The 13,405-nt window shown below is 61.0% G+C and carries 11 protein-coding genes; all 11 read right to left on the bottom strand.

What is annotated here, in order from left to right:
- Nucleotides 1–26: 26 nt before the first annotated feature.
- The gene (gene purD, locus ACA075_RS03060; protein ID WP_497297236.1) at nt 27–1,322 is read right to left on the bottom strand and encodes a phosphoribosylamine--glycine ligase; all 1,296 of its coding nucleotides are present in this window, start codon (nt 1,320–1,322) and stop codon (nt 27–29) included.
- A gap of 153 nt (nt 1,323–1,475) precedes the next feature.
- Nucleotides 1,476–3,083, bottom strand: a complete 1,608-nt coding sequence (gene purH / locus ACA075_RS03065) for a bifunctional phosphoribosylaminoimidazolecarboxamide formyltransferase/IMP cyclohydrolase (protein ID WP_497297237.1) — start codon at nt 3,081–3,083, stop codon at nt 1,476–1,478.
- Between the two features lie 81 nt (nt 3,084–3,164).
- Nucleotides 3,165–3,485 (bottom strand): DNA-binding transcriptional regulator Fis, encoded by a 321-nt coding sequence (gene fis, locus ACA075_RS03070; protein WP_007907419.1) that lies wholly within the window; start codon nt 3,483–3,485, stop codon nt 3,165–3,167.
- Entirely contained in the window at nt 3,482–4,492 is a 1,011-nt protein-coding gene (dusB, locus tag ACA075_RS03075; RefSeq protein WP_010463890.1) for a tRNA dihydrouridine synthase DusB, read from the bottom strand. The genes fis and dusB overlap by 4 nt, the downstream gene beginning before the upstream one ends.
- A 185-nt stretch (nt 4,493–4,677) precedes the next feature.
- Nucleotides 4,678–5,895: a DUF3426 domain-containing protein gene (locus ACA075_RS03080; RefSeq protein WP_497297238.1), complete on the bottom strand. Its 1,218-nt coding sequence runs from the start codon at nt 5,893–5,895 to the stop codon at nt 4,678–4,680.
- Nucleotides 5,896–5,925: 30 nt separating this feature from the next.
- Nucleotides 5,926–6,804, bottom strand: coding sequence for a 50S ribosomal protein L11 methyltransferase (gene prmA / locus ACA075_RS03085; RefSeq protein WP_497297239.1), 879 nt, complete (start codon nt 6,802–6,804; stop codon nt 5,926–5,928).
- A 326-nt stretch (nt 6,805–7,130) separates the two neighbouring features.
- Nucleotides 7,131–8,489, bottom strand: coding sequence for an acetyl-CoA carboxylase biotin carboxylase subunit (accC, locus tag ACA075_RS03090; RefSeq protein ID WP_008153754.1), 1,359 nt, complete (start codon nt 8,487–8,489; stop codon nt 7,131–7,133).
- A 17-nt stretch (nt 8,490–8,506) separates the two neighbouring features.
- The gene (gene accB, locus ACA075_RS03095) at nt 8,507–8,965 is read right to left on the bottom strand and encodes an acetyl-CoA carboxylase biotin carboxyl carrier protein (protein WP_219093787.1); all 459 of its coding nucleotides are present in this window, start codon (nt 8,963–8,965) and stop codon (nt 8,507–8,509) included.
- Between the two features lie 24 nt (nt 8,966–8,989).
- Entirely contained in the window at nt 8,990–9,445 is a 456-nt protein-coding gene (gene aroQ, locus ACA075_RS03100; RefSeq protein ID WP_219093789.1) for a type II 3-dehydroquinate dehydratase, read from the bottom strand.
- 131 nt (nt 9,446–9,576) lie between these two features.
- The gene (locus ACA075_RS03105) at nt 9,577–11,328 is read right to left on the bottom strand and encodes a protein-disulfide reductase DsbD (protein WP_497297241.1); all 1,752 of its coding nucleotides are present in this window, start codon (nt 11,326–11,328) and stop codon (nt 9,577–9,579) included.
- 88 nt (nt 11,329–11,416) lie between these two features.
- Nucleotides 11,417–13,363: a methyl-accepting chemotaxis protein gene (locus ACA075_RS03110; protein WP_497297243.1), complete on the bottom strand. Its 1,947-nt coding sequence runs from the start codon at nt 13,361–13,363 to the stop codon at nt 11,417–11,419.
- Nucleotides 13,364–13,405: the final 42 nt, after the last annotated feature.

The following is a 13,405-nucleotide window of genomic DNA, read 5'->3' on the forward strand; positions in this document are numbered from 1 at the left end:
AGCACAAGCCCTGCCGAACGGATCGCTTATTCCTGATTTTCGCCACGTTCGCGGGCAATGGCACGGTAGCCAATGTCCTTGCGATAGAAACAGCCTTCCCAATCAATCTTTGCCGAAAGTTTGTAAGCTTGTTGCTGGGCAGCATCAACGCTGGCGCCCATGGCGGTAGCGCAAAGCACGCGACCACCGGCGGTCACCACTTGACCGTCCTTGAGCGCAGTGCCGGCGTGGAAGACTTTGCCTTCCAGTGCGGCGGCTGCATCCAGACCGTTGATGGCGACGCCTTTAGCGTAGTCGCCAGGATAGCCGCCAGCCGCCAGCACGATACCGACGCTCGGACGTGGATCCCATTGCGCTTCGACCTTGTCCAGGGCTTGCGCCAGGGCCGCTTCGACCAGCAACACCAGGCTCGACTGCAAACGCAGCATCACCGGTTGGGTCTCAGGATCACCGAAACGGCAGTTGAACTCGATAACTTTTGGGTTACCAGCCTTGTCGATCATCAGGCCGGCATACAGGAAGCCGGTGTAGACGTTGCCTTCATCGGCCATGCCGCGCACGGTCGGCCAGATCACCAAGTCCATGACGCGCTTGTGTACTTCAGCGGTCACGACCGGGGCAGGGGAGTAGGCACCCATGCCGCCGGTGTTCGGGCCGGTGTCGCCATCGCCGACGCGTTTGTGGTCCTGGCTGGTGGCCATCGGCAGCACGTTCTTGCCGTCGACCATGACGATGAAGCTGGCTTCTTCGCCATCCAGGAATTCTTCGATCACGACGCGCGAACCGGCGTCGCCGAACGCATTGCCCGCGAGCATGTCGCGCACGGCGTCTTCGGCTTCGGCCAGGGTCATGGCAACGATCACGCCTTTACCGGCGGCCAGGCCGTCGGCCTTGATCACGATCGGCGCACCTTTTTCACGCAGATAAGCCAGGGCCGGCTCGATCTCGGTGAAGTTCTGGTAATCGGCGGTCGGGATCTTGTGGCGCGCCAGGAAATCCTTGGTAAAGGCTTTCGAACCTTCCAGCTGGGCCGCACCGGCCGTCGGGCCGAAGCAATCCAGGCCACGGGAGCGGAACAGATCGACGACGCCAGCGACCAGTGGCACTTCCGGGCCAACGATGGTCAGGGAGACGTTCTTCTCGGCAAAATCGGCCAGCTGCTCAAGGGCCAGCACGTCGATAGCGACGTTCTCGCACTTGGCTTCAATGGCGGTGCCGGCGTTGCCCGGGGCAACGAACACTTTCTGTACACGCGGATCCTGAGCCACTTTCCAGGCCAGTGCGTGTTCACGGCCACCGCTGCCAATGATCAAAACATTCATTTCAAAAACCTCGGATGACGCTAATTCTGTGGAGCACCGCAGAGATGCTTTTCTGTGGGAGCTGGCCTGCCGGCGATGCAAACAACTCGGTTTATCAGCTAAGCCGAGGGGATGCTATCGCTGGCAGGCCAGCTCCCACAGTTGATCGTCGTATCAGTGACGGAAGTGGCGCATGCCGGTGAAGACCATGGCGATGCCGGCTTCATCAGCAGCGGCAATCACTTCCGCATCACGCATCGAGCCACCCGGCTGGATAACCGCGGTGATGCCGACCTTGGCCGCGTTGTCCAAGCCGTCGCGGAACGGGAAGAACGCGTCGGAGGCCATCACCGAGCCTGCCACCTGCAAGCCAGCATGTTCTGCCTTGATCGCGGCGATACGGGCGGAGTTCACGCGGCTCATCTGGCCAGCGCCGACGCCGATGGTCTGACGGTTCTTGGCGTAGACAATGGCGTTGGATTTAACGTACTTGGCGACTTTCCAGGCGAAGATCAGGTCGTGGATCTCTTGCTCGGTCGGGGCGCGCTTGGTCACGACTTTCAGGTCATCGGCGCCGATCATGCCGATGTCGCGGCTCTGAACCAGCAGGCCACCGTTGACTCGTTTGTAGTCCCAGGCAGCGGCGCGATCAGCCGACCACTCGCCGCAGGCCAGCAGGCGCACGTTGGCTTTCGCCGCCACAATGGCGCGGGCTTCTTCGCTGACGCTTGGGGCGATGATCACTTCGACGAACTGACGCTCAACGATGGCCTTGGCGGTTTCAGCATCCAGCTCGCGGTTGAACGCGATGATGCCGCCGAACGCCGACTCGGTGTCGGTGGCGTAGGCCAGTTCGTAGGCCTGGCGGATACCGCCTTCTGCGTCCGGGCTGACCGCAACGCCGCACGGGTTGGCGTGCTTGACGATCACGCAAGCCGGCTTGACGAAGCTCTTCACGCATTCCAGCGCGGCGTCGGTGTCGGCGACGTTGTTGTACGACAGCTCTTTGCCTTGCAGTTGGGTCGCGGTGGCGATGCCGACTTCGGCAGGCTTGGCTTCCACGTAGAACGCCGCACTCTGGTGCGGGTTCTCGCCGTAGCGCATTTCCTGAGCCTTGACGAACTGGCTGTTGAAGGTGCGCGGGAACTCGCTGCGACCTTCGGTGCTGAGAGTTTCAGCAGCCTGGTTCACGGTGCCCATGTAGTTGGCGATCATGCCGTCATAGGCCGCGGTGTGTTCGAAGGCCTTGAGCATCAGGTCGAAACGCTGAGCGTAGGTCAGGCCGCCGGCCTTCAGGCTTTCCAGCACGTTGGCGTAGTCGCTGGCGTTGACCACGATGGCCACGTCTTTATGGTTTTTTGCGGCCGAACGGACCATGGTCGGGCCGCCGATGTCGATGTTTTCGATGGCGGTCGGCAGGTCACAGCCAGGCTTGTTGATGGTGGCTTCGAACGGGTACAGGTTGACCGCGACCAGATCGATCGGCTTGATGCCGTGCTCGTTCATGATGGCGTCATCGATACCGCGACGACCGAGGATCCCGCCGTGGATTTTCGGGTGCAGGGTTTTCACTCGACCGTCCATCATTTCCGCGAAACCGGTGTAGTCCGCGACTTCCACTGCTGCAACACCGTTGTCGCGCAGCAGCTTGAACGTTCCGCCGGTGGAGAGGATCTCGACGCCCAGGGCTTCAAGCTCTTTGGCGAATTCGAGGATCCCGGTCTTGTCGGAAACGCTGATCAAGGCGCGGCGGATCGGCAGGCGGGTAGTCTGGTCGGTCATTTCAATTTCCATCAAAAGCAAAGGAGTCAGCAAAAAAGGCGACCGTTTTTACGCGGGCGCCTTTCTGGTTTGATTGAATGCTTACAGCAAATCGTACTGCTTGAGTTTCTTGCGCAGCGTGCCTCGGTTCAGCCCGAGCAGCTCGCTGGCCTTGGTCTGGTTGCCCTTGACGTAGTTCATCACGCACTCGAGCAGGGGGGCCTCGACTTCGGAGAGCACCAGGTTGTACACATCCGTGACGGCAGCGCCCTCAAGGTGGGCGAAATAATTGTGCAGCGCCTTCTCGACACTCCCGCGAAGGGTCTGACCTTCTTCGCTCGGCGTATTGAGGTGCTGTTTCAAATTCACGTTGTCGCTCACGGGTGTTGTTCCACTCACTAAAGTCTCGGTCATCATCGTCATGCGGCCACCCCTTCTCCGTCCCCTGTCAGGCTCTTGTAACGTTCGGCGAAGAAGCCCTGAACGTTGGCGCATTGTGCTTCCGTATCTTCCAAACGATTGAAGTGGGCGCGAAACTCCCTGGCGCCCGGCAAGGTTGCGAGATACCAGCCCACATGCTTTCGAGCGATACGGACGCCCATCACGTCTCCATAGAAGACGTGCAGCGCAGCCAGATGCTCTAGCAGAATGCGTTCCACCTCGATCAATTCCAGCGCCGGGAGTTTTTCGCCGGTACGCAGGAAATGATCGATCTCACGAAAAATCCATGGCCGCCCCTGGGCGGCCCGGCCTACCAGCAGGCCATCGGCACCGGTCGCATCGAGCACGTACCGGGCTTTCTCGGGTGAATCGATATCGCCGTTGGCAAAGACCGGCATCGACACCGCCTGCTTGATCGCGGCAATGGTGTCGTACTCGGCTTCACCGGTGTACAGGTCGGCACGGGTGCGGCCATGGACCGCCAGCGCGGTAATGCCTGCCTGCTCGGCGATCTTCGCCACCGTCAGGCCGTTCTTGTTGTCCCGGTCCCAGCCGGTACGGATCTTCAAGGTGACCGGCACATCAACCGCAGCCACGACGGCCTGCAGGATCTCGGTCACCAACGCTTCATCCTTCAACAGCGCGGAACCGGCGGCCTTGTTGCAGACCTTCTTCGCCGGACAGCCCATGTTGATGTCGATAATCTGTGCGCCCAGTTCGACGTTGGCCCGGGCCGCATCCGCCAGCATCTGTGCATCTCCCCCGGCGATCTGGACCGAGCGTGGCTCGGGATCACCTTCGTGAATCATGCGCATCCGCGATTTTCGGGTGTTCCACAAACTCATGTCGCTGGTGACCATTTCCGAGACTACAAGCCCTGCGCCCAGTCGCTTGCACAGCTGACGAAAGGGCTGGTCGGTGACGCCCGCCATGGGGGCGAGAATCAAGCCGTTGTGCAATGTATATGGACCGATGCGTACCGCCGACATAGGACTTCCCTGTTGTGGGGCCGGATCATGAGAGTTCGAAAAAGGGTTGGCATGATACCCGCTCTCGATGACTGGATAAAGGCTGAATTGAACAAAATCTGAACAGTAATTCTGTTATCGCCAGCGGTTTGGTATGAGCGGTCAAAGTCAGAAATATGCCGTCAATGCCGTAACACTGAAGCGTTTCACTCGGGCGAATGGAAGCTCAGGCTGTAATTCACCGCTTTGGAGCCTGGATCGAGGATATCCAGTGCGATGTGGATCGGCGTTTGCGGCGGCATCTCTGCCAGGCCTTCGAGGTCGCCGTTGAGGTACTCGCCGGGCTTGAAGCGCCGGCTGGCGATCAGGTGCCCGTTAAGGTCGGCGAAGCGCAGTTCCAGCAGTGGAAAGGGCTGGGAGAAGGGCGCACGGTTGTAGATGATTGCATCGACCACCAGCGCACCGTTGAAATCAGGGTGGCTGCGGACCACCAGGTTGCTGCTTTTGATTTTCGCGATATCAACTTTCGATGGCACCGTGCAGCCGACTTGCGGGCACAGTTGCTGGAACCACGGACGGTACTGATCCTGGCGCGCCAGTTCGTCGAAGTGGTAGGCGATGTATTGGCCGGCGAGAGCGCCGGCACCGAGCAGGACCAGCAGCAGCCAGAAAAGCCGTCGGCCCCAGGGGGAGCGACGTTTTTGCCAATCCAGTTGCAGCGGGTCGTCGGTCAGGTCCTGCAAGGCGTCGGCACGTTCGGTCGACTCGCTGCGTTCGTGTCGCTTGCGCAAAGGGGCAATCGGGGGCAGGTCATCGTCAGGTACATCGGTTGCCGATAGACGATCATGGTGCAGGGGCGCGTCGAGCGGGTCATTCAGGCGCAGTTGTGGCACCTGGGGCTCGTCGTCCAGATCAACCGGTTCCAGCGAGAACGAAGGTTCCGTGCGCGAGTGCTTGCCCGGTTCTGTCTGCGTTTCCCGTTGGTCGGCTTCGACCGCCTGGGCGCGATCGGCCGCCGATTCGCTGAAGAGGCTGTCGGACCAAGGTTCATCGTCGTGCTCGACAGAGTCGCGGCGAGCACTGAGGCCGTTTTCGTGGTGCCGGCCGAATTCCGTGGTGGGCTGGATTTCCCGCTGTTCGAGCCGGGCGAGTTCTTCGTCCAGGTCCAGGCTGTCCAGATCCATTTCGGCGGCGGACCATTGCTTTTGGCTGATGGCGCGCTGTGCCGGCGGTTCGGCAATGGCCGGGGCGACCGGTTTGACAGTTTCCTTGTCGGCCCGTTGCTCAAGCAGCTGCTTGGCGGCGTTGAACACCTGTAAGCACGAGCCGCAACGAACCACTCCACGGGCCACGCTCAATTGGGCATGGCTGACGCGGAAGCTGGTTTGGCAATGCGGGCACTGGGTGACGAAGCTGTCGGTCATGCGGCGATCCGGTTTATGCAGGCGCTCATTCTAGCGCCGACGGCCAGTGATGCGCACCCAGCCATCGCGATTGGCGATCGGGTCCAGATCGAAGTCTTGAGCGTAGGCTTTGGCGACTTCTTCGCCTTGCTCGGCGAGGATGCCCGACAACGCCAGACGACCACCGGGCTTGACCAGGCTGGACAATTGCGGCGCCAGGGAAACCAGCGGTCCGGCCAGAATGTTGGCCACCAGCACGTCGGCCTGAACCTGTGGCAGATCTTCCGGCAGGTACAGCGGGAAGAGTGCGTCGGCAATCTTGTTGCGCCCGGCGTTGTCGCGGGAAGCTTCCAGCGCCTGCACGTCGATGTCGGTGCCGACGGCTTCCTTGGCACCCAGCAGTAGGGCGGCAATCGCCAGAATTCCCGAGCCACAACCGAAGTCGAGGACGTTGCAGTCTTTGAGGTCCTGACCGTCGAGCCATTCCAGGCACAGTGCGGTGGTCGGGTGCGTACCGGTGCCGAACGCCAGGCCCGGGTCCAGCAGAATGTTCACGGCGTCGGGTTCAGGGGCTGCGTGCCAGCTTGGGACGATCCACAGGCGTTGGCCGAAGCGCATTGGCTGGAAATCGTCCATCCAGCTGCGTTCCCAGTCCTGGTCTTCGATCACTTCGCTGTGATGTTCGGGCAGCGGACTGCCGGTCAGCAGCTCAAGGTGGGCCAGCACGCTGGCCGCTTCGGTGCCGCCTTCGAACAGGGCCAACAGGTGAGTGTGCGACCACAGCGGCGTGGTGTTGAGTTCTGGTTCGAAGATCGGCTGATCTTCGGCGTCCATGAACGTCACCGATACGGCACCCACTTCAAGGAAAGCGTCTTCGTAGGTTTCGGCTTGTTCTGGGCTGATGGCGAGACGGACTTGCAGCCAAGGCATGGCGGGCACCTTTGAAAAATATTGATTGCAGCCTAGCGGGCTGCGAGAAGCGCGCAAGTTTACGCGAGCGCGCGGCAGAAGACGACCGGGTAGACGGAGTTCGGAAGTGAACGAATGACCTGTGGCGAGGGAGCTTGCTCCCGCTGGAGTGCGAAGCGCTCCCAAAATGGCAAAGTCGGATCTGTCAGATACAACGAAGTTGAATGGTCTTGCGGTTGCTGCGCAACCGAGCGGGAGCAAGCTCCCTCGCCACAGGGTTTCTGTGTGTAGCAATCTCCAGAAACAACAAAGCCGCCCGAGGGCGGCTTTGTTGATCGGGCTAAAGCTTAGTGCTTTTCGCCAGCCAGCTTGTGTTCCAGGTAGTGGATATTGATCCCACCTTTGCAGAAGCCTTCATCGCGGACCAGGTCGCGGTGCAGCGGGATGTTGGTCTTGATCCCGTCGACAACGATTTCGTCCAGCGCATTGCGCATGCGCGCCAGCGCTTCATCACGGGTTGCGCCGTAGGTGATCAGCTTGCCGATCAACGAATCGTAGTTCGGCGGAACGGCATAGCCACTGTACAGGTGCGAATCGACGCGAACGCCGTTGCCGCCTGGTGCGTGGAAATGCTTGACCGTGCCTGGGCTTGGCATGAAGGTTTTCGGGTCTTCGGCGTTGATCCGGCATTCCAGGGCATGACCGCGGATAACCACGTCTTCCTGGGTGTACGACAGCTTGTTGCCAGCGGCGATGCTGAGCATCTCCTTGACGATGTCGATGCCGGTGACCATTTCCGAAACCGGGTGCTCAACTTGAACGCGGGTGTTCATTTCGATGAAATAGAACGCGCCGTTCTCGTACAGGAACTCGAAAGTGCCTGCGCCACGGTAGTTGATGTCGATGCACGCCTTGACGCAGCGGGCGAGGACTTCCGCGCGAGCCTTCTCGTCGATGCCCGGTGCCGGCGCTTCTTCGAGAACCTTCTGGTGGCGACGTTGCAGCGAGCAATCGCGGTCGCCCAGATGGATGGCGTGACCCTGGCCGTCGGAAAGCACCTGAACTTCCACGTGACGTGGGTTGGTCAGGAATTTTTCCAGATAGACCATCGGGTTGCCGAACGCCGCGCCTGCTTCGGTGCGGGTCAGTTTGGCGAAGGAGATCAGGTCTTCTTCTTTATGCACAACGCGCATGCCGCGACCACCACCGCCGCCAGCGGCTTTGATGATCACCGGGTAACCGACTTCGCGACCGATGCGCAGAGCGGTTTCTTCGTCTTCAGGCAGTGGGCCGTCGGACCCCGGAACGGTTGGAACGCCTGCAGCGATCATGGCGTGCTTGGCCGATACCTTGTCGCCCATCAGGCGAATGGTGTCGGCTTTCGGGCCAATGAACGCGAAGCCGGAGTTCTCGACCTGTTCAGCGAAATCAGCGTTTTCCGCAAGGAAACCGTAGCCTGGGTGAATGGCGGTGGCGCCGGTCACTTCGGCCGCGGCGATGATGGCCGGTATGTGCAGGTAAGAGTGTGCGGCCGAGGCCGGACCGATGCAGACGGATTCGTCTGCCAGGCCCAGGTGCATCAGCTCTTTGTCGGCCTTGGAGTAAACGGCGACAGTCTTGATGCCCATCTCTTTGCAGGCACGCAGGATCCGCAGGGCAATCTCACCGCGGTTGGCGATCAGAACTTTTTCCAACTTCGCAGTCATCAAAGTTTCTCCGCGGTTCAAACGATGGTGAACAGCGGTTGGTCGTACTCAACCGGCTGGCCGTCTTCGACGAGGATGGATTCGATCACACCGCTGGTTTCAGCTTCGATGTGGTTCATCATCTTCATGGCTTCGACGATGCACAGAGTGTCGCCTTTCTTCACGGTCTGGCCGACTTCAACGAAGGACGGCGAGCTTGGCGAAGATTTGCGATAGAACGTACCGACCATCGGCGAACGGGCAACGGTGCCGTTCAGCGCTGGCGCGGCCGGAGCAGCAGGTGCTGCTGCGGCAACCGGAGCAGCAGCCACTGGCGCAGGCGCCTGTTGCATCGGAGCCGGTGCGTAGAACTGCTGAGCCGGGGTCTTGCTATGACGGCTGATGCGTACGGACTCTTCGCCTTCCTTGATCTCGAGCTCGTCGATGCCGGACTCTTCCAGCAGTTCGATCAGTTTCTTAACTTTACGGATATCCATGAATCATCAACTCCCAAGGGTCGGTCAGGGGCGTATAGCTTGTTGTTCAAGCTGTTCCAGGGCGGCCTCCAGGGCCAGTCGATAACCGCTGGCGCCAAGGCCGCAGATCACTCCCACCGCTACGTCGGAGAAGTAAGAGTGATGGCGGAAAGGTTCGCGTTTGTGCACGTTAGACAAATGCACTTCGATGAATGGGATGCTCACCGCCAGCAGCGCGTCACGTAATGCGACACTTGTGTGCGTAAAAGCTGCTGGGTTGATCAGAATGAAGTCCACACCTTCGCCTTTCGCAGCGTGGATGCGGTCAATCAATTCGTACTCGGCGTTGCTTTGCAGGTACAGCAAATGGTGGCCGGATTCACGGGCACGGCGTTCCAGGTCCTGGTTGATCTGCGCCAGTGTCGTAGCGCCATAGGTGCCCGGTTCGCGGGTGCCGAGCAAGTTCAGGTTGGGTCCGTGCAGAACCAATAGCGTCGCCATCTGCTGTTCCTTGTTATCTGTGTGCAGTTATCAGAACTCGGCGACTATGCCGCAAAGCCTTTGTGACTGTCCAGTTCTATGCAAAAGCCAGCACGATGGCCGATGTTTGCGCGAAATATGTGACCGGGTTGTTAAATCCGGTCATTTGCTTTCGCAACACGTTCGGCGAAGTCTGCTGCGTTGATCTCGCCGATCACTCGCACATCGGCGTGTTCGACACCGTCCTTGCCGAAAAACATCAGGGCCGGAGGGCCGAACAGTTTGTAGCGATCGAGCAAGGCGCGTTGTTCGACATTGCTGGCGGTGATGTCGAAACGCACGAGGCGATAGCCTTTCAGGCGTTCGACGACGGTGGCGTTGTTGAGCACTTCGCGTTCGATGACTTTGCAGCTGATGCACCAGTCGGCGTACCAGTCGAGCAGCAGCGGAGTGCCGGCGGATTTGGCCTCGGCGAGGGTGCGATCAAGGTCGGCCGGGGTGCTGATGGTTTGCCAGGCGCTGGTGTTTTGCGGCTGTTCGGTGCCGGCAATGATGCGCGGTTGGCCAATCGGGTTGAACGGGTCGGTCTGCCCGCTGAACGCCCCGAACCAACAGGCCAGTGCGTAAAACAGCAGAAACATCCCGAGCAGTTGGCCGAGGCGTTTTCGCGGCGGTTTGTAGACGAACTCCAGCGCGCCCATGAACAAGCCGACACCGCCGGCCAGCAAACCGATCAGCAGCAAGGTGATTTGCCCCGGCAATACGCGACTGACCAGCCCGATTGCCAATCCCAGCAACAACACGCCAATCGCATTTTTCACATAGACCAGCCACGGCCCGCTTTTCGGCAGCCAGGCTGCGCCGCCGGTGGCCACGAGTAACAACGGCGCGCCCATGCCGAGGCCGAGCATGAACAGTTTCAATCCACCCCCCAGCGCATCGCCGCTGGCGCTGATGTAAAGCAGCGCACCGGCCAGCGGCGCCGACACGCAGGGCGAAACCAGCAGGCTGGACACCACGCCCAGGACCGCGGCGCCCCATAGCGAACCGCCTTCGGTGCGACCGGCGATCCGGTCCAGGCGACTGCTGATGGCGTGTGGCAACTTGAGTTCGAACACGCCGAACATCGCGAGGGCAAACACCGCAAAAAACATCGCGAACGGCACCAGCACCCACGCCGATTGCAGGCGCGCCTGAAGGTTGAGCTGGGCGCCGAACATGCCCATCAACGCCCCCAGCAGGGCGAAGCAGGCGGCCATGGGTAGCACGTAAGCGAGCGACAGATTGAAGCCGCGCAAGCCGCCGACCTGACCGCGCAATACCACGCCGGAGAGGATCGGCAGCATCGGCAGTACGCACGGTGTGAAGGTCAGGCCCAGACCCGCAAGAAAGAACAAGGCGAGCTCGCGCCAGCTCCAGCTCTGGGCCGTGGCGGGCGTCGTTGCGCCAATGCCATCAATGTTCAGTCGTTCGGTTTCGGGCGGATAACACAGGCCTTTGTCGGCGCAGCCCTGATAGGTCACGGCCAGCGTGAAGGCGCGGGGATCGGTGCGCGGCACTTCGACGTCGAGCACGCCGTGATAGACCTCGACGTCGCCAAAGTACTCATCGTGCTTTTGTTCGCCCTTGGGCAATTGCGCCGCGCCAAGGCCAACCTCGGCCGGTTCGGCGCGAAACTGAAAACGGTGTCGATAGAGGTAGTAGCCCTCGGTCGCGACAAAACGCAGCTTGATCGATTGCGGCGTGCTGTCGACCAGGCTCAGCTGAAATGCCTCGCGCACCGGCAGGAAATCGGCGCTGTTGTTGATCGAGCCCAAGGTGGAACTGGGTCGACTCTCCAGCAACCCGGCGGCGTTTACCGGCAGGGCGAGCACTAAAAGCAGCAGGCAGAGCAAACGGCGCATGACAATCTCGCGTATCGGAATTGGGGGCATGATAGCGGACAGTCGCGCGGATTGCCCCGCCCCTGTAGGAGCGAGGCATGGCGGTGTGTCAGACCCGGAAAGCCTGAACGGCTGTATGCAGTCGCCCACCTAACACCAACAAGTTCTCCCCTTGCACGCGCCCCTCACCAATACGCAACAAGTTATCCCCACCCAATTGGTGAATCCGCTCGCTGTGATCGCGGATCTCACTGACGGCACCGCTCTGCTGCGCAGTGACATCGGCAATGCGCACGGCAGTGTCGGAAATGGTCTGGATCGCCCCGACGATTTTATCCAGTGCACCGTCGGCCGCTTGCGCCTGATTGGCCGTGGCTTCGGCGTGTTCGACCTGCGCGCGCATGCCTTCCACCGATTGCCGCGCGGCGGTTTGCAGGCCGGCGATCAAGGTCTGGATCTCTGCCGTGGCCCCGGCGGTGCGTTGCGCCAGTGAGCGAACCTCCTCCGCCACCACCGCAAACCCGCGACCCATCTCCCCGGCGCGGGCGGCTTCGATGGCGGCGTTCAGGGCCAGCAGGTTGGTCTGGTCGGCAATCGAGCGGATCACCGTCAGCACGCCGCCGATGGTTGCCGATTCTTCAGCCAGGTGCTCGATCATCTGCGCATTGCCTTGCACTTCACCCACCAACGCATGCAGGCCGGTGAGGCTCAGGCCGATGACTTTCTGCCCGTGCTCGACCGCCAGTCCGGCGTGACGACTGGCGTCGGCAGCCTGGCTGGCATCGCCGGCGACTTGTTGAATCGTTGCTTCCAGTTCACCCAGAGAATCGCGGATCAGCGCGGTGTCGCCCGCCTGGTGTTCGGCGCCGCTGTGCAAGTCGTTGCTTAATTCGGCCAGGGTGCGGCTACTGCCGGCGACCTGTTCGGCATTGAGACGAATAGTCCCGACCAGGTCCACCAGATACGCACGCAAGCGGTTGAGCGAGGCTTCAATGTCGTGCAGTTCGCGATTGGTTTTGCCCAATTGAATATCCTGGCTGAAGTCGCCTTCGGCCCAGGTCGAAAGGGCTGGGGCGAGGTTGGTCAGTGTCCGGGCCAGTTTTCGTTGCAAGGTGTCGATCAACAAGGCGATCAGCAGAATCAGGCCGATCATCACGCCTTGCATCAAGCGCACTTCGCCCTGAATCTGCCCGTGTTGGGCGCGGACCACCGGCTCCAGGCCGGCAATGGCCTGCTGCACGTCGGCGATTTTCAGGTGTGTCGCGGTGCTGAGGTCGGTGCGTTTCTGGATCTGCTCGCGAGTGCGCGCCAGTTCAGCGGGGTAACGCGTCAGCAGGCTGTTGAGTTCCCGTTTGAGGCCGACGCCGGCATCTTCGGCGACGGTTTTTTCGGTGTTCTCCAACCCCATCATCGCCGCGAAATCATCGGTGCCGGATTCGCTGCTGGCGGCCACGCCGAGCAGTGGCAAGGCGCCGATCAGCTCAGCCTGCGCGCGGATGCTGGCGACTTCGCGCTCGACATCGGCGGCCAGTTCACTGCGGCCGCTGCTGACCAGTTTGTCCCGCGCCAACGACAGTTTGCCCAGGTGCTGGGACGCGGCGAGCAAGGGCGCAAGGTACGCCGGGTTGCCGCTGGCGTATTGGCTGAGTTGGTCGAGGCTGGCGCCGAGTTCACGTTCGGCTTGCAGCAACAACGCTTGAGGATCACCGGCAAGTTTGCCGGCGGCCAGCAGGTCGGTCTTGCTGAATTCACTCAGGTTCGACAGGCTCGGGCGCAAGGTGTCGGCCAGGGCTGGGGGCAACTCACCGAGTTCCTTTTGCAGGCTGTCGATGGCCTGGCTGGCGCTGCTCAGGCGCAGGGCATCGCCGCTGGCGAGGTAGTCCTCGACGTTGCGCGCCACTTCATTTTGAAATTGCTGGGACAAACCGAGGTAGCGCTCCATCAGCAGATAGGGGCGTTCGAGGGCTTTTTGCGACCACCAGAGCGTCGCGCCAAGGGCTACGCACACGGCGACTAAAAGGAGGGTGTTGAGATTGGTCAGCAGCTTCAGGCGCATCGCGGGTCTACCAACGGCAGAATGGTAAGCGCCTGAAGTTAT

It is taken from the genome of Pseudomonas sp. LBUM1663 (genome assembly GCF_059695905.1).